This is a genomic window from Microbacterium sp. H6, assembly GCF_003314775.1.
GTDB classification, from domain to species: Bacteria; Actinomycetota; Actinomycetes; order Actinomycetales; family Microbacteriaceae; genus Microbacterium; species Microbacterium oxydans.
In genome coordinates this window covers 1-16495 of record NZ_QOAY01000313.1, presented here as the reverse complement: position 1 = coordinate 16495, position 16495 = coordinate 1, and the positions used below count along the sequence as shown (strand labels likewise).

At 64.2% G+C, this 16495-nt stretch carries 18 protein-coding genes; 8 read left to right on the top strand and 10 right to left on the bottom strand.

Annotated elements, in window-relative coordinates; all coding sequences use genetic code 11:
* Positions 1-221: 221 nt before the first annotated feature.
* The gene (locus tag DSP71_RS21500) at positions 222-485 is read left to right on the top strand and encodes a helix-turn-helix transcriptional regulator (protein WP_113682019.1); all 264 of its coding nucleotides are present in this window, start codon (positions 222-224) and stop codon (positions 483-485) included.
* A gap of 272 nt (positions 486-757) precedes the next feature.
* On the opposite strand, the gene DSP71_RS21495 is transcribed toward DSP71_RS21500, so the two are convergent.
* Positions 758-1516, bottom strand: a complete 759-nt coding sequence (locus DSP71_RS21495; protein ID WP_113682018.1) for a DUF5677 domain-containing protein — start codon at positions 1514-1516, stop codon at positions 758-760.
* 26 nt (positions 1517-1542) lie between these two features.
* Positions 1543-1821, bottom strand: coding sequence for a hypothetical protein (locus DSP71_RS21490; protein WP_147251425.1), 279 nt, complete (start codon positions 1819-1821; stop codon positions 1543-1545).
* A gap of 165 nt (positions 1822-1986) precedes the next feature.
* On the opposite strand from DSP71_RS21490, the gene DSP71_RS21485 reads away from it, so the two are divergent.
* The gene (locus DSP71_RS21485) at positions 1987-3498 is read left to right on the top strand and encodes a hypothetical protein (RefSeq protein WP_113682016.1); all 1512 of its coding nucleotides are present in this window, start codon (positions 1987-1989) and stop codon (positions 3496-3498) included.
* Here DSP71_RS21485 and DSP71_RS21480 read toward each other — a convergent pair.
* From DSP71_RS21480 to DSP71_RS21470, 3 genes are all read right to left on the bottom strand, one after another.
* The gene (locus DSP71_RS21480) at positions 3474-4034 is read right to left on the bottom strand and encodes a recombinase family protein (RefSeq protein ID WP_113682015.1); all 561 of its coding nucleotides are present in this window, start codon (positions 4032-4034) and stop codon (positions 3474-3476) included. The genes DSP71_RS21485 and DSP71_RS21480 overlap by 25 nt on opposite strands.
* Positions 4035-4357: 323 nt before the next feature.
* Positions 4358-4864, bottom strand: a complete 507-nt coding sequence (locus tag DSP71_RS21475) for a hypothetical protein (protein WP_113682014.1) — start codon at positions 4862-4864, stop codon at positions 4358-4360.
* A gap of 12 nt (positions 4865-4876) precedes the next feature.
* On the bottom strand, positions 4877-5869 hold the full coding sequence (locus DSP71_RS21470; protein WP_113682013.1) for a hypothetical protein: 993 nt from the start codon (positions 5867-5869) through the stop codon (positions 4877-4879).
* 803 nt (positions 5870-6672) lie between these two features.
* Between DSP71_RS21470 and DSP71_RS21465 the strand changes: the two genes are divergently transcribed.
* Both DSP71_RS21465 and DSP71_RS21460 read left to right on the top strand, forming a co-directional pair.
* Positions 6673-6912, top strand: a complete 240-nt coding sequence (locus tag DSP71_RS21465) for a hypothetical protein (protein ID WP_113682012.1) — start codon at positions 6673-6675, stop codon at positions 6910-6912.
* Complete coding sequence (locus DSP71_RS21460) at positions 6909-8294, top strand: phage/plasmid primase, P4 family (protein ID WP_113682011.1); 1386 nt, start codon at positions 6909-6911, stop codon at positions 8292-8294. Before DSP71_RS21465 ends, DSP71_RS21460 begins: the two co-directional genes overlap by 4 nt.
* Before the next feature lie 111 nt (positions 8295-8405).
* Here the strand turns inward: DSP71_RS21460 and DSP71_RS21455 are convergent, their stop codons facing one another.
* Entirely contained in the window at positions 8406-9956 is a 1551-nt protein-coding gene (locus tag DSP71_RS21455; protein WP_113682010.1) for a recombinase family protein, read from the bottom strand.
* A gap of 136 nt (positions 9957-10092) precedes the next feature.
* Here DSP71_RS21455 and DSP71_RS21450 point away from each other — a divergent pair, with 136 nt between their 5' ends.
* From DSP71_RS21450 to DSP71_RS21440, 3 genes are read left to right on the top strand one after another with little or no spacing between them, the layout of a single operon-like run.
* Positions 10093-10494: a TadE/TadG family type IV pilus assembly protein gene (locus DSP71_RS21450; protein ID WP_046748999.1), complete on the top strand. Its 402-nt coding sequence runs from the start codon at positions 10093-10095 to the stop codon at positions 10492-10494.
* Positions 10463-10921: a TadE family protein gene (locus tag DSP71_RS21445; protein ID WP_113682009.1), complete on the top strand. Its 459-nt coding sequence runs from the start codon at positions 10463-10465 to the stop codon at positions 10919-10921. The genes DSP71_RS21450 and DSP71_RS21445 overlap by 32 nt, the downstream gene beginning before the upstream one ends.
* Before the next feature lie 50 nt (positions 10922-10971).
* Positions 10972-11355, top strand: coding sequence for a hypothetical protein (locus tag DSP71_RS21440; RefSeq protein ID WP_179516254.1), 384 nt, complete (start codon positions 10972-10974; stop codon positions 11353-11355).
* Between the two features lie 9 nt (positions 11356-11364).
* Here the strand turns inward: DSP71_RS21440 and DSP71_RS21435 are convergent, their stop codons facing one another.
* Together DSP71_RS21435 and DSP71_RS21430 are read right to left on the bottom strand one after the other, a co-directional pair.
* Positions 11365-11925 (bottom strand): NUDIX hydrolase, encoded by a 561-nt coding sequence (locus tag DSP71_RS21435; protein ID WP_061018252.1) that lies wholly within the window; start codon positions 11923-11925, stop codon positions 11365-11367.
* Positions 11922-13181, bottom strand: coding sequence for an MFS transporter (locus DSP71_RS21430; RefSeq protein WP_061018259.1), 1260 nt, complete (start codon positions 13179-13181; stop codon positions 11922-11924). The genes DSP71_RS21435 and DSP71_RS21430 overlap by 4 nt, the downstream gene beginning before the upstream one ends.
* A gap of 121 nt (positions 13182-13302) precedes the next feature.
* Here DSP71_RS21430 and prfB point away from each other — a divergent pair, with 121 nt between their 5' ends.
* Positions 13303-14412 (top strand): peptide chain release factor 2, encoded by a 1110-nt coding sequence (gene prfB, locus DSP71_RS21425; protein ID WP_046749003.1) that lies wholly within the window; start codon positions 13303-13305, stop codon positions 14410-14412.
* A gap of 52 nt (positions 14413-14464) precedes the next feature.
* On the opposite strand, the gene DSP71_RS21420 is transcribed toward prfB, so the two are convergent.
* Both DSP71_RS21420 and DSP71_RS21415 read right to left on the bottom strand, forming a co-directional pair.
* Complete coding sequence (locus DSP71_RS21420; RefSeq protein WP_181800798.1) at positions 14465-15559, bottom strand: DUF2510 domain-containing protein; 1095 nt, start codon at positions 15557-15559, stop codon at positions 14465-14467.
* Between the two features lie 198 nt (positions 15560-15757).
* A partial coding sequence (locus DSP71_RS21415; RefSeq protein WP_113682007.1) for a hypothetical protein occupies positions 15758-16495 on the bottom strand: 738 nt, incomplete at its 5' end.

Genomic DNA, 16495 nt, shown 5'->3' with positions numbered 1-16495 from the left:
CCACGCGACCTGAGGAATTCCGATGAGCAACTCTGGGGAATTTCGATGAGCGCCATCAGCCGAACGTGTCGCGCACTGTCGGTGCGGCGGTACTGGTTGTCATGTTGTCTTTCTGATCGGCTCCGGAGCCTTGAGGCGTCATGAGAGGTGGTATGGCTTTCCAGCCTGGTAGTGTGGCTTTCCACACTGCAATGTTTGACGAAGTGCCGTGACCTGGGTAGGTGACCACTCCTCGCGACACACCGAACTTCGAAGCACTCCGACTGCGCCTCAGCCAGCTGCGCGCATCTCGGGGCTGGACCTACGACCAGCTAGCGGAGTACTCGGGCGTCAGTAGGGCGACGCTGATAGCCATGGAGACGGGGAGCGCACGAAACCGACGGCCTGACAAGCCCGCCTCCCGCGGCTCGTTGGAATCCTGGTGGTGCATCGCGCGTGCATTCGACCTCAGTACAGCAGAACTGCTCGCTGCCCTCGACGAGTAGCGCAAGGGTTCCGTCAGTAAAGCGCACAGGCGACCTACCTCAACGTGAATTTATACACTGAGCGCTGCAACACGGTGGTGCCGCGCGAGATCGACGACGTCTCTAGCGGCGCTTCCATGCTCTGGTCGGTCTGCTCTGAACGAGAAATCGGAACGATACGCTTCGTAGACCTTGAGCCCGACGAGAGGATATTCCTTATACGCGATGACTCCACGCCAGGGTTTCTGCTTCAAAGAGATGCGGACGGCGCACAGGGGCAGCGAAGCGCGCTCCTACAAGTCTTTGTGGGCTCTCTGCGCCTCTGGCCAGTCCTGGTCATACCGCAGGGGAAGGCCCAGCGCATCGGACTTCTGATCGAGCCATTCGAGCATCGTCTCATCGGACGAGATCCGCGCCATGATCCAAGTGACGGCCATCGTCGCGAGAGCAAGCGTGGTCATCGTGAAGTGTTGGAAGGGGTCTTCCTCGACCCCGGGGTTCAAGCCCACGAAGTCGCCACTCCTCTTGAAGTACTGCGTGAGAGAGGACGCGCGAACATGGGTCGATTGCGATAGAAGCGCGTAGGCGGACTCGAACACCTTCCCCTCTGGATCGAGCGTGCGGAAGACATCTGCCACGGAGGGCATCGCCTTAGCCGTCTCGGGGACGTGGACGTCGTCCACCATCAGCAGATACTCGGGGTCGTCGGTCCACTTCGCCATGCGCTCCATCAGTTCGCGCTGATGGATGGCTGCACCCTTTCGCAGCCGGTCGATGCCATCGACTCGCAGATAGGCGTACTGGGCTGTTGCGGCGTACTCCAGCGCTGACCGCGCGAGTACGCGCACCTCGATGTGGTGGTTGCGCTCATCGAGGATCGCGACGGAGCGGTTGAAGCGAATGACCTGTACGCACGGCCCGTAGAGCGTCAGCATCTGCCGCCTGTTGGTCTCCGGGACGCGCATCTTCGGTCGATCGAAGTAGCGCATGCACTCGTTCATGAACAGCTTCAGTTCTGCAATCGTCGGCGCGTGCTTGGGCTCGGTGTCCACGGTCCCAGGGTAGTGACCCGCAGGGGTTAAGGGCGCGGCACCTGAAGCTCAGGCAGACGTGGATCGTCCAGCTCGAAGGTGAGGTGTCCTTGCTCAGCGGCGTCGATGCAGACGCCTGCATCAATCCGTCGAATGCAAGCGAGATCCAGGAACTCGATTGCCTCGGTTCGCGTGTACGAGGTAAACGAACCCGCTGTGGGGTGTGCCTGCAAGCCAACGATCCAATCCTCCGCGGTCGCGCACTCATCGAGTGTGGCAAGGATCGCGGTCTCGCTCTCGCCCGTCTCCTGCTCGGCGGCGATCATGGCGTCTTCGCAAGCGGGTGTGACAGTGGGACTGGAGGTGCACGCAGCGAGCACCGCCCCCGAAAGTACGAACAGCGCGATGATCGCGACGGCGCACGTAACTCGTCTCATCTCATCAGTATGGCTGGAGCGTTCGCTACGGTTGCGGGAACGTTAGGAGGAAGCATGGCGCTCACGAAGCACATCGAGGCCGACAAGGCATACGCCGGTCTGCTCATCGATGGTGTGGACGGCACTCCATATGTCGTCGCCACGCTCACGCTCACCCCCAAGAACGGCCTGCTCGTGGAGGTGCCGTACATGATGTCCGGAGGTGGTGAGCAGTTCTCCTCCGCAAAGCGATGGTTTGAGTCAGATGCGCTCCCGGATGCCTTCCAATTCAAGGGTGACGACCTGGAAGTGACGCTCTACGGGTGCCGAGTCTCCGGGCGCACACGACACTTCGGGCGAGATCTCGCGGTTGGTCGATTCGTAGCGGCGAGCGTCGTCCTCGGCATGCGAACAATCGATCAGCCGTTCGCTGTTGACACGATCCGCTCGCGCGTTGACGGGCTGCGGGAGTGGACCGGCTTCACGGCAACAAGGATCGAGCATCATACGAACGACTACGCGATCACGAAGGGTCTGACTATTCGAGTCGAAAGCACTGCCGATGTCTCCTGGGAGCAAGGTGCGGCCGCGATGTCAATTGGGACCGACTGGGAAGGGCGAGAGCCAGGTGCGGGTGTCGGAGTCGATGAGTGGGTGACGCTATCCAGCACCTTCGATCCGCCTCAACCACCGGCGGTGCACTTGGCGACTCAGCGCGTCGTGAGAGACCTCCTCGTCTTGGTGTTCGGAACGCCACTGCGGTTCCGTCATCACCAGGTGCAGGACAGCACGATGCCCTCGCCGCAGTACTTCGAGAACGCACCGATTCACCTCCCGTTCCTCGATCTCGTCCTGCGTGAAACCACCTGGGATCGCTTCCAGCCATCGAGCACGGATGACTCCCGAGAGCGTCCAATCGCTTCCGCCGATAGCTTCACGGCGCACGCTTTGGCGGAGTGGGCAGGCATGCAAAAGGAGTGGTCGAGAGCCATCCAGCCGCTCGTATCGCTATTGAATCGAGAGTGGTTCACCGCGGAGGACGTTATCGTCGGAGCGAACATCAGCCTCGAAGCCATCGGCCACCTTCTCGATCCGGTCGAGGGTGAACACGTGACGTACAGGAACCCGGATAAACCCAAGACTGCGACTACGGCCACATACGTGCTCCGGGCACTACACGCGGTTCCAACAGACCTCACGCGGTTCCGGTTCAGCATCCCGGGGCTCGCTCGGCTTGTTGCCGACACCTATAACTCGATCAAGCACTACAACCGTCCTCAGATCGCGGACGACAGCCACATTGGTCTCATCGCCGACGTCTCTCAACTAGTCGCCAGACTGGCGATTCTCACCCGGCTCCCTGGCGTAGACGATGCCATCGCTCAGTACTGCGCCGACTACCAGTTCGAAAACGTCATGAATGGATTCGAGCGGCTTCGCGTCGAAGTCTCAAATGACGGTGAGCTGCTGCCCTGGAGCGGGAGCGAGCCGCAACCTCCCTTGGCTGCCGGAGCCCCGCTTCTCGCGGTCGAGGCTCCGCCGTCCGAGCCCGGGGGCAGTGGTCAGAGCGACCCAATGACCCGATAGAGCGTCGCCTGGGAGATCCCGATCATGCTCGCGATCTCGGCGCGACTGTGCTCACCGGACGCCAGGAGCTTCTTGATCGTGGCGAGTTTCTTCGCGTCCACCTTCGAGGGGCGACCCCCCACGCGGCCCTGTGCCTTCGCTGCGTCGAGTCCGGCGCGGGTGCGCTCGATCATGGTCGCGCGCTCTAGCTCCGCGAATGCCGCGAGGATCGTCAGCATCGCCTTTCCCATGGGTCCGGCACTGAGGTCGATCTGCTCGGTGAGACTCTTGAACGTCACTCCACGATCGATCAGATCCTCGATGACCTCCAGCACGTTCTTCGTGTTGCGCCCCAGCCGGTCGAGCTTCCACACGACGAAGGTGTCGCCGCGGTCGAGACGGTCGAGAGCCTTGTCCAGCTCCGGACGCGATGCCAGCGTGCCGCTCACGCCGTGGTCGGTGTAGAGCCGATCCACCTGCGCCTCAGCCATCGCCGCATCCTGCAAGGCGGTGTCCTGATCCTTGGTGCTGACGCGCGTGTACCCGATGATTGCCATGGGTTTAGTCTCTCAATACTCGACTCTCAAAGCAAGAGGTTTTGCGAGATACTTTTGAGAGGGTGATTTGAGGCCGATCGGGGTTCTGATGGCACTCTCACCCAGCCATCGTTTTTGACGCGACCCCGAGCAGGGCGAGCATGACCGACAAGAATTAGTCCGACGAAACCAATCTGCTCGCGAGCCCGGGGGAGACCCTCGCCTCAGGCGATAGTAGTCGTGCGAGAGATCGCAAACGGGCCGATCGACTCCGAATCGAGGCGGGATGCTCGCAAGACGCTTCAGAAGTACGGTTTCCGCCTAGAAGCCGAGGACGGAGACGGCTAGGCCTCTTTCATCCAGAAGGTGGCTGCGTAAAGCCGGAACACAGACTGGCCCAAGAGGAGGACCTGGTATGCAGTGAGGGCTACTGTCAGGGCCGATACGTAGCTGCTGAGGAGCCAGCACGTCGGGATCGCCAGTTGAGCCACGGCTAGGCCGGTCGCAGTGATTCCAACGAGCACCGTCCAGAACAGTTGAGTCGTCAGCCGGTAGACGTGCCACCGGTCATCACTGGTGTTGTATCCCGGGGTGTTCTTCGCGTTGATTGCTCGCGGCCAGAAGAGCATCGCCATCGTCACGCTCAGAGCGGTAAAGACCGCGTTCGCGGCGAGCACCGCCGCACCCGGGTCAGTAGCCGGCGCAGCAAAGAAGAACGCAATCCCGATGCCGACAGCAAGCAACACCCAGAAGAGCTGTAGGTAGTCAAGCCCTGTCCTGGCCACGCTTCGGGGGATATCGCCGGAGTGGAACTGATCGCGGATTATCCGCCAGACCGAAACGCCCTTCATCGCTCTACCTCCTTACTCGTGCAGCCCCTGAAGTATCGCAGCACCCACCGACGGAGCCCCCTGGGAGATCTCGGGAACGTCATTGAGGAACGAGTCACATGCCGCGGCGAACTCAAGGTTCGTCGGACGAATCGGCTGCTGGAGGTTTGATTGATCGGGTCCGACGTTGTAGATCAGAGAGGGGGCCGATTCTCCCAGGCCCAGAGTGAAAGAGCGCTGGTGACCACTCGGAGTCTCGAAGGCCACCGAAGCCTCCCAGCCATCCTGAATCAGACGGTCAGCGCTCAGATCGTCGCGCACCCCCGGAACCTCGCTGAGAAATCCGAAGACTAGATTGCGGTCCGGGCCCTCGTGACGAACCAAGCGGTTGAGCTTCATTCCCTGAGGCTTGATCGAGACACGGATCTTTCCATGGGAGCCGTTGGCTCCCATGGCCTGACTACTGCCGTCCTGTGGTGCGTCGAACCTGAGTTCCTTGACAGGAACCTGCTCAGCCCAAGCCATGACTGCGCTCCAGGCGACGACAGGATTGATTTTCACGGTCATGTCCGGCGCCACGTCCCGGAAGGCCGTCTTTAGCCGTTTCGCAAGGTCGGAGAGTGCGGAGCTATTGCTAGCTCGCTCGTTCATCCAAAACACTTCGTATCCGCCAGCGGGGAACGCAAAGACGCTCCGCACCAGAGCTTCGTTGTGGTCCTCGGCTTTGTATGGCACTGGATCGTCGTCATGCCGGTAGAGGGTGCCCTCGACCCCGGCCCGCCCAACACCGAGCTCAGCGAAGGTGAACGTGCTCTCTTGCCGCATCCCCTTCACGCGAACGGCGCGGCTTGAATCGTCCCCGTCGATGTGCGGTTGATCACCGCTGATGCTATCGAGCACTCCATTGATAACACTCTGGAACGTTACGCCGCTCCCATCGAGATCCGTGATCGGACGACGTTCTCCGTCGCGCGCGTACCTGGGTGCCGCTGAAATGGCATACGGCGACATGCTGTAGCTGGCCACACTGCCCCTCTCCTTTTGAGATCAGAGTAGCGGTACACCATGGAGTGTCCGTCTGCGACGGGAGCGTGTGGTCGAGAAGCTCTCTCCGTACGATGCCCCGGGGGAATCAGAGGAGGGTATAGCGGAGGTTTGCGAGGGCTCGACGGCGCAGACGTCTGGGCGAGGCCTAGCCCTTGACCAGTTCCGCTGAACGGGCACGCGTGAATGCGCGCGAGATCTGTCGGTGATCCGAGTTCGTGTCGCGGCAGATGCATTCGGACGGTGTCTATTATATAAACGCACGCAAGAGTATCTTCACTAAACTTTGAGATGTAACGATCCGGTTCCCGAGCTGTATTGAGCCATGCCTGATGTGCGAGAATAGGGTCACGTTGATGCCTGGGGCAGCGGGGTAATTTGTCTCCGCGCACTGCGTTCCTGGGCTGGTTCGGGCTGGTAGGGATTCTTCTCAGTATCACTACCCTAGTCGCCCTTTTCCAGTCATGGAGCGGACCTGCCTGCCCTACTCTCTGCCCCAGATCGACCCTAAAAGTACCCCAACGTATTCAACAATTTCCTAGAGTCAAATGGTGCAGGGCAGTTTCAGGGCAATGTTCGGGGCAGCTTGACACGGTCATATTGTGCAGTAGTTTGCACCAATCTTGCGCATTCCTCACAGTCCTGAGTTTCGGTAGAATAGGGGTGCGCTCCTTTCAGCGTGGCTCTCGTCGGGGTCATGGGGCGGTGGATGCTTCGCCGTGCTGCCGCCCCCCATTCCCGAGAGAGTCGATAACCCCGACACCAAATCGAAAGGCGAAGACACTATGTCTGACCTATCCACGCCTGCTGAGAACCAGCAGGGTGACATTCCCCAGTACACCGAAACCGGGCTGAACGAGACGCTGCGCATTGACGGCGTGAGCTACATCTACGACCCGGAGTACAACCTGTGGCTCGGTGAGATGAACGACGCCCTCACCGCTACCGAGATTCACGACATGATCCTTGAAGGCGTGCACCGCGTCTTCCCCTGGACGCCGCTCGAGACTGAGGTCGCGCGATGATCTCCAAGGCTCCGAACAAGATCAAGGCCCAGGATGCCTTCGACAAGAACGGCAAGTTTCAGCCGAACTCTCTTGCGGTGCACGTAAGCGAAGGGGTGGCGGTCGGCCCTGACGGCTCGCTGTGGTCGTATCAGGGCGGCGTCTTCCGTCCCGATCCCGACGTGATCGATCGCCGCGTGGCGCGTGTGCTGCGCAACGACTACACGATCGCACGAGGCTCGGTTGTCGAGCGTCTCGTGCGCTACATGCCCCTGACGAAGCACCTCACCGCAGAAGAGCCGGAACCGTGGTGCCCGCTGATCAATCTCCGTAACGGGGTTTATCTGTGGCGCGAGACGGACGCCGCCGAGCGTTTCGCAAGTCACGATCCTGTGCACCGATCCATGATTCAGCTTCCGTTCGAATATGACGCGGGCGCGACGTGCCCGAACTTCGATGCGTGGCTGTACTCTGTTCTGCCCGAAGAGGTTCACGGCCTGCTGTGGGAGTCGCTGGGGTACCTACTCATGACGGGCAACCCTCTTCAGACCGCTTTCCTTCTGCTCGGTCGAGAGGGCACCGGCAAGAGCACCTTCCTGCGCGTGCTCGAAAAGATGCTGGGGCGCGAGAACATTTCGGCCGAAAGCCTGAAGTCGCTGACCGAGAATCGGTTCGCCGCATCGAGCCTGTACGGCAAGGCCGCGAACATCGTCGGCGACATCGATTCGAGCTACATGGATGACACGAGTCTCTTCCTTCAGATCACGGGTGGCGACACGATGTCGCACGAGCGGAAGGGGAAGGATGCGTTCCCGTTCCGCCCATTCGCCGTGCCGGTGTTCAGCACGAACAAGGTGTGGCAGAGCGCGAACACATCGGGCGCATACTTCCGGCGCTGGACGATTCTTCCTTTCGATATACAGGTGGATCGCTCGAAGCCGTTCGACGAGGCCGCGCTACACGCTGAGGTTCCGGGCATCTTCAACAAGGCGATGAACGCGCTACGTGCGCTCTACTACCGCACAGAGCCGAAGCAGGTCTTCGACGCGAACGGTCGCCCGACTGACGAAGTGATCCAGGAACCGGCACGATACTTCGAGATCGTCGGTGCAGCGAGCGAGGCACGCGAGCGCTTCGCTCGCGAGTCTGATCCGATCCGCGAGTGGATGGATGCCGACGAACTCGTGTACGCGGACGCCGGGAATGCGAGCTACCGCGTGCCTCGCTCGACGCTCTACGCCCGGTACGCGGCATGGTGTGATCAGAACAACGTGGGCGCGAAGAGCGGCCCGAAGTTCTACACCGCGATTCGCAACCTCGGCTACCGCGAGTTCAAGTCGAACGGTGTCATGACGTTCGAGGGCGTGTATGTGTACGTTCCCAGCATGGTGGGCGTCGCGTGATCGCGCTCGGGACCACGATCGGATTCTTCGCGGCAGTCGGCTTAGCGATAGGCGGTCTGCTCGCACGGCGCGCAGAGTAAGGAAAGGCCTCGGGTAACCCCGGGGCCTTTCTCATGTGTTCGGGATGATGCGCCCCGGGATAACCCTCACGCGCTCGGCACCGCGCCCGCCCACCTTCACGAGGCAGACGAACCGCGCCCGAATCAGCGCCTGCATGTCTTCCAGTGGAACCTCGTTGAACGCCTCGACTACTTTCTCGATCGCGTCGGCTTCGAGTTCTGAAGGGGGAGTGTCTTCCCCGTAGACGATGCCTTCCATGACGTGTTGAAGCTTCGACATGACTCGAAAAACGTTCCCGCCAACGCGGTTCGCTTCGACCCGATCACGCTCGGCGCGAAGCTCGGCGCGCTCTGCGCGGATGACTTCGAGCTTCCCCCTCATGCGGGCCTTGTTCCCCAGCCCTTCGATGAGCGCATCCTCGGCGCGGGACTCTTGCTCATCGAGAGCGGCGAGCTTCTCTGCAATCTCACCAAGCTGAACGCCGTACGTCGGTGCCTCATCCTGGATGCCGTACCCGATGGACATGAAGCCCATGACCTGAAGCGCGACCTCGTTCTCTGCGATCGTGCTGCGGATGCTTGCGTGACGCCGGGTCCTGTCGAACGCCGTCTGGCTGCACTTGTAGATGTCGTAGACGTTGCGCGGCCCGCCCTTGCGCTGAGAGTAGGACTGAGTGAAGTGCATCGGTGCACCGCATTCGCAACGGAGGATGCCCCCGAGCGGGGACTTCGCCCGAGCGCCGACCGGCGTTCCGAGCTTCACTCGGGCCTGAAGTTCTTCGAGTTCTGCGCGGGTGATGATCGGCTCGATCTTCGAGTTCGGAAGCTCGGCCCCCTTGTGTATGAGGATGCCCGCGTTCCGTGGCTTGAGAAGCAAGCGCTGAACAGTCGTTGTCGTCCAGTACCCGCGAGCCGGAGTCGGCTCATCGTCGTAGCGGCCCCGGCGCTCGCGCCCCATCCCGTCCGTCTTGAGTCCCATTGCGTTCCAGCGATGCGCGATTGCGGTCATGCTCGCGTTCCCGTCGAGGTAATCGCGCACGGCGTTCCTGATGTGCACGGCCTCGCTCTCGCGGATGTGGATACGGTCTTCGAAGCCGAAGCTACGTACCGTCCAGATCGGCATGCCGTTCGCGCGCTCGCGGTCGTAGCGGCGCTTCTGCCGTGCCAGACGAACGCGGCCCTCGCGGCGTCCAGACGCGAAGATCGATACCGCCGTCTCCTCACCCGCCGGGGTGCTGGGGTCGAGCCTGCCGTCAGTGTCCAGGTGCCAGGTCACTCCGCCCTGTGTCGAAGCCTGGATGAACTGCAAGCCGTCCAGGTACGTACGCGCCAGGCGCTCACCCTCCACGGAGTACAGCACATCGATTTCCCCGGCGCGCATCACATCGAGAAGGCGGCGAGCATCGGGGCGGTTCTCTAGCGTGGTGTCATCGATGTTGCGCCCCGAAGCCGCGATACCGTCGTCAACGAAGACGTGACGGGGGTCAACGGTCACGCCGTCATCCTCGGCAAGCCTCATGCAGATTTCAACCTGAATCTCGGTCTTGGGGACGGACTTGTCCGCCTTCGAGATTCGGGCGTAGATGCCCCCGCGTTTCGTCATGTGTGAAAGTCTACGATTGGCTGGGTCCTTGTCACGTTGATGACCGCCGGGTTGGTGGTGCTCATCTGGGCCGTCGCGGGCCCCGCGCTCACGTCGCTGTTCGAGCAGGCGATCCAGCGGGTGTCGGGACTCTGAGATGGACGACCGGCGTGTGTGCGCGGATGATCGCGGGTCGGCTCCGGTGGAGTTCGTGCTCGTGGGCACCCTCCTGACCGCGCTCACGCTCGCGGTGCTGCAGCTCGCATTCGCGGTGTACGTGCGCAACGTGGTCCACGATGCCGCCGTCGAGGGGGCCTACCACGCTGCACTCGCCGACACGACGCCGCAGGAGGGCGTGGATGTCACCCGGGAGGTCATCTCGCGCGCGGTCGGGTCGGAGTACGCCGATGACGTCCGCATCGGAGTCTCCGGTATCGCACCGCACGAGACGGTCGACGTCCGAGTCCGTACGACGTTCCCCCTGCTGGGGTTGATCGGCATTCCCCTCGCGATGGAGGTGGAGGCGCATGCACCTGCCGAGACGTTCGGGGAGGAATGACGAGGGATCGGCTGCCCTCGAGTTCATCGCAGCCGGGGTGATCCTGCTGGTCCCGCTCATCTACCTCGTGATCGCGCTCGGCACCATCCAGGAGCAGACCTTCGGAGCGGAGGCGGCAGCGCGGCACATCGCCCGTGTGATCGCCCGTGCTCCGGACGCGACGACGGCCGCGGAACGGAGCGACGCTGTGCTCGCCGGCATCGTCGAGGAGTACGGTCTGGACGAGGACACGGTCGACCTGACGCTCTCCTGCACACCGCAGTCTCTCGAGTGCCCGGCGGCTGGCGCGACGATCGTCGTCTCCGTCTCCACGCGGGTACGGCTGCCCCTGATGCCGGAGGTGATCGGCCTCGACAGGTCAACCGCCGTCGCCGTTCAGGCCGAGGCCGTGCAGAAGATGTCCAGACAGTGGGGTACCGAACGGTGACGCCGGGCCGTCGCACCCTCGGCGCCGGGATCGAGCACGACGAGGGGAGTGTGCTGCTCCTCACACTCGGGTATGTGCTGCTCGCGCTGGCCGTGCTCTTCGTGTGTGTCTGTGCCACCGACCTTTACATCGCCCAGAAGCGGTTGGATGCGCTCGCCGATTCCGCAGCGCTCGCCGGGGCTGACGGGTTCACGCTGGTGGTTCGCGACGGCGGCGCGCGAGCCGAGCTGACCGACGCCGGTGTCGAAGAACAGGCCGCGTCGCTCGTGGTAGCGGTGCCGGGCGATGCTTCGCTCACCGCTGCCGGAACGCCCGACGGCGTCACGGCGCGCGTCACCGTCGCCGCACAATGGCATCCGCCGTTGGTATCCGTGTTCGTGCCTGACGGAGTCCCGCTCGAGTCGACGGCCACCAGCCGCACGGCGCTGCGGTGAGAACCCCGCTCAGCGGGGGCTCTGCAGCTGCGTGAGCAGTCCGGTGAGACGGGGCACGAGCTGGGGTGGCACCTCCGCTGGCAGGGCATCGACGGGCCACCAGCGTAGGTCCTCCGACTCCTCGCTCACGGTGAGCGCCGACTCTCGGTCGACCACGACGGCGATCCCGATGTCGAGGTGCGAGGCGCATGCGCCGAAGCGCGAAGACAGGCCGTGGTGGTCGAGGTCATAGGCGAGCGGCGGGTTCACCGGGTCCACCACGATGCCGGTCTCCTCACGCAGCTCCCGCAGCGCGCCGGCCATGACCGATGCGTCGCCGTCCTCGACGTGGCCTCCCGGTTGCACCCAGAACTGCCCCTTGCGGTGGAACACCAGCAGCGTGTGCTGGAACGTGGCATCGAACACCACACATGATGCCGTGAGGTGGTCAGGGCCTGCCTCACGGTGCACAGGCCCGCCGTCGGCATCGAAGAACGAGGCGAAGTCCGCCTGCGCTGCGCGGTCTCGTGCGGATCGGGGGACGAAGGTCGAGACGAGGCGATGAGCATCCGCCTCGAGGTTCGGGATCATTCCGGGTCTCCTTCCGGTGGCTCTTCGCTGGACTCGGGTCGTGCTCGGGGGACGAACTGCGGGATCCAGCGCAGGAAGCCGAGAGCACCCACCAGGCCGATGACGCCCATGGCGGCCGCGGCGAACGGGAGCGAAGCCACGGCCGTGATCCCCGAGACGAGCAGCGGGGCGATCGCGCCGCCGGCATCGGTGAGCGTGCGCCACGAACCGAGGAAGGCGGCGGGATCCCGCTTCGGCGCGACATCCGCCCCCAGAGTCAGCAGGATGCCGCTGGACAGTCCGTTGCCGACGCCCAGGACAGCGGCGAACATGCCGAACCACAGCACAGCCGCATCCCCGTCGTGCGTGAACGACAGCGCCAGGAAACCCGCTCCCATGAGCACCATCGCCGGCATCGCCGCCCACAGCCGGCCGAAGCGGTCCATCACCTGGCCGCTCGCATAGAAGAGCGCGAAGTCGATGGCCCCGGAGACGCCGACGACGAGGGAGATGGTCGAGGCGTCCAACCCCAGGGACAGCCCCCACAGGGGGAGCACGACCTGGCGGGCCGACCGGACGGCGGAGAGCGAAGCGGCGGCGAGGCCGAGGCGTCCGAGCACCGCACGCTGGCGCCACATCGTCTGGAAGATGCCGAGGCGCTCGACCGTGGGGATCGAACCGCTCACGGCCTCGCCGGAGTCCTCCGCATAGCGCTCGCGCGTGGCCGTCGTGACCGGCGGGACCATCTTCTCCGGATCGGGCCCGAAGAGGACCAGCGCGACCATCACCACGAGGCAGCCGAGGAAGAACCAGATCGCTGCGCTCTCGCTGCCGAAGAGCTGAAGCAGTCCTGCCGCGATGAACGGACCGACGAAGATGCCGAGGCGGAAGCTCCCGCCGAGCAGCGAGAGCGACCGCGCGCGGAAGGCGACAGGAACCCGCGTGGTCATGAACGCATGCCGGGCGAGGCCGAAGGCCGCCGCGCAGATGCCCAGCAGGAACACCGAAGCCGCCAGCACACCGAGCGACGGCGCGAACACCATTCCGATGCCGGCGACGATCGAGATCACCCCGGCGATCACCATGGTGTAGCGCTCGCCGATCCTGCCGACCGCCCATCCGGCGGGGAGGTTCCCGCACAGCTGGCCGATGACGAGGCAGGAGGCGACGAGGGCGGCGAACGCCACGTCCGCTCCCATGGAGACGGCGAGCACCGGGATGAGCGGGATCACCGCACCCTCGCCGAGCGAGAACAGGATCGTCGGCAGATACACCATCGGTCCGAACTGCCGAAGGACCGTCGATGCGCTGCTCACGACTTCACGCTACTCCCGTTGCCCGGAGCTCCCGGACGATGGCGTCCCCGTGCGGGCAGGCGGCACGTTAGGCTGAGGTGTCATGCTCGAACTAGATCTCTCCGCCGAAATCCAGGCGCTCAGGCACACCTTCGGCGACATCAGCGAGGTCGTCGATGTCTCCCGTCTCCGCGACGACATCGCGCGTCTCAGCGAGGAGGCCGGCGCTCCCGACCTCTGGGACGACACCGAGAACGCGCAGAAGGTGACCAGCGCCCTCAGCCACCGCCAGTCGGAGCTCGCCCGCATCACCGGCATCGCCCAGCGTCTCGACGACCTGGAAGTGCTGGTCGGTCTCGCGAACGAGATGGGCGACGAGGACTCAGCGCAGGAGGCCCGCACGGAGCTCGCTGCGCTGACCGATCTGATCAACCAGCTCGAGGTGCAGACGCTCCTCGACGGCGAATACGACGAGCGCTCCGCGATCATCACGATCCGCTCCGGGGCCGGCGGCGATGACGCCACGGACTTCGCCGAGATGCTGATGCGCATGTACCTGCGCTGGGCCGAGCGGCACAAGTACCCCGTCAAGGTCATGGACACGTCTTACGCGGAGGGCGCCGGCATCAAGTCCGCGACCTTCGAGATCGACGCTCCCTACGCCTTCGGCACCATCTCGGTCGAGGCCGGAACGCATCGTCTCGCCCGCATCAGTCCGTTCGGCTCCGCCGACAAGCGGCAGACGTCGTTCGCCGCCGTCGAGGTCATCCCGCTGATGGAAGAGGCCACAGAGGTCGACATCCCGGAGAGCGACATCCGCGTCGACGTGTTCCGCTCCTCCGGCCCGGGTGGGCAGTCGGTCAACACGACAGACTCCGCCGTGCGCCTCACGCACCTCCCGACCGGCATCGTCGTGTCGATGCAGAACGAGAAGTCGCAGATCCAGAACCGTGCCGCCGCCATGCGCGTGCTGCAGACGCGACTCCTGCTGCTGCAGAAGGAGCAGGAGGCTGCGAAGAAGAAGGAACTCGCGGGCAACATCACCGCGAGCTGGGGCGATCAGATGCGCTCGTACTTCCTCTACGGCCAGCAGCTGGTCAAGGACCTCCGCACCGGCCAGGAATCCGGCAATCCGGCTGCGGTGTTCGACGGCGACCTCGACGACTTCATCTCGGCGGGTATCCGCTGGCGCAAGCGCAAGACCGAGGACTGAGTCCACGAAGAAGGCCCCGGAGCGATCCGGGGCCTTCTTCGTATCGTTGTGGTCAGCGACCGGAGTCCCGCAGGGTGCCGGTCACATCGTCATAGCTGAAGAGGATGCACTGCACGGTGCGGTCCCCCTCCCGGATCCACGTGCCCTTCGTCGGCTGGTAGTTGTAGAAGTCGAGCTCCGAGGCCTCGTACGAGGTGCCGACGTACGCCTGGAACGCCTCGTAGCAGCCGTTCCACGCGGTCTCGGTGAGGGCGTCGTCGCCCGGGAACTCACCGTCTTCCACGTCGTAGATGAAAAAGACCTCGTCGGTGTGCGGCTGCTCGCAGGGCACGACGGGCAGCTCGAAGACGAGCTCGTCCTCGTCGTACACGACCAGGGGCAGACAGTCACCGACCTCGAGATCGGCGAAGGTCGTCATCTCGGCGCCCTCGATCGCGGACGGGTCCGGACGTTCCGTGGACGTGCCTCCATCCGTCGGCCGTTCGCTCGGGATCGCGGACGAAGCACCGTCCGACGATGTCGCGGCGAGCAGCAGCAGCGACACGGCAGCCGCGAGCACGGCTCCGATCACAGCGAGGGCGAGACCGGTGATGCCCGGCCACTTCCGCCCGCGCAGGAACAGGGAGACGAGCGACATCACGAACCCGACGGCGAGGAGTGCCCACCCGGCGATCGCGATCACGGGGATGCATGCGCAGACGACGCCGATGACCACGGCTGCCAGGCCGATGATGCCCACGACAGGGACGCCGGGGCGGGCTTGCGGGGTGGAAGGCGTGGGCCACGAGGCTGCCGGATACCCGCCGTATGGAGCGGAGATCGCACCGTTCGAGGGCACCGTCCCGGCGGGGAAGGCAGGCATCTGGTGCGCGAGCGTGTACGGCGGGGCGAAGGGCGCGGGTTCGAGGTCGGCCACGGTCCCGAGGGGCTGACCCGTGGCGGCGGTCGTCGGGACCCCGGGGTCCGTCGCCGCTGCGGGCGCCGTCGGGTCAGCAGCGACGTGCGCGTCCTCGGCAGTCGAGGTCGTGACCTCCGATTCCGTGACGGCAGCGGGGTGCCCGGTGACGACATGCTCCGTCCAGCTCAGCCCATCCCACCACCGTCGGTTCCCGGAGCCGTCGTCGTACCAGCCGGCAGGTGTTGTCATCAGGCGTTCCCGTGCGTCTTTCTCGGTCGGCGATTGCGTGGTGAGGTCGTCCTCGCGACGCCGGCCGTTCTGCGAGGGGCGGCCGTCAAAGATGACGGTAGCGCCGGGGACGCCCCTGTGTCGAATACCGGTTAGATCACACGAAGAAGGCCTCGAGAGCATTGCCCTCGAGGCCTTCTTGAATTGAGCTGACGTCGCTCAGGGAACGAGGCAGGCCGTGATCGCCTCGGTATCGCTGAGCACCTCGGCGACACCGTACAGAGCGTCCGTGTCGGTGAGATTGCCGTCGCTGTCCGCGATCGTGCGCAACGTCGCGTTGTCGAGATCCGAGGCCACGAGCAGATCGGCGAGGCAGGACACCTGGGGCTCCGTGTACCCCTCAGCGCCCGACGAGGCGAGGATGGCGGTCAGTCCCTGCGCCACTTCCGGCGAGGTCGGACGCACACCGGCGTCGGGCCCCTCGCTCTCCGGCGGTGCCGATGCCTCGATCGAGGGGGAGGAGGTGGGCAGCTTGTCGATCTCCTCGCTCACGCCCTGTGCGAAGGCGAAGAGGTAGACGAACGACATGATGATCCCGATGATGGTGCCGACGACCGCGAGGACGAGGCCCGCGATGCCCGGCCACTTCTTGCCCTTCAGGAAGAGCGAGATCAGCGAGACGACGAAGGCGGCCGCGAGCAGCACGAAGCCGATGAACCCGACGACCGGGATGAAGACCAGGATCGTGCCGAGCGCAGCGACACCGAGACCGACGAGCCCCAGGACCGAGAGCTTCTTCGGCTCCTCGGAGACCGGCTGCCCGTAGGGGGCAGCGGTGGGGTAGCCCGTCGTGGTGCCGGGGTAGGCGGGTGCGACGCCGGGGTAGGCGTCCGTGGACTGTCCGGGCGCGGCTGCCGGGTATGCGGGAGGGGCCGCCGGCGCGGAGTAGGCGCCGAG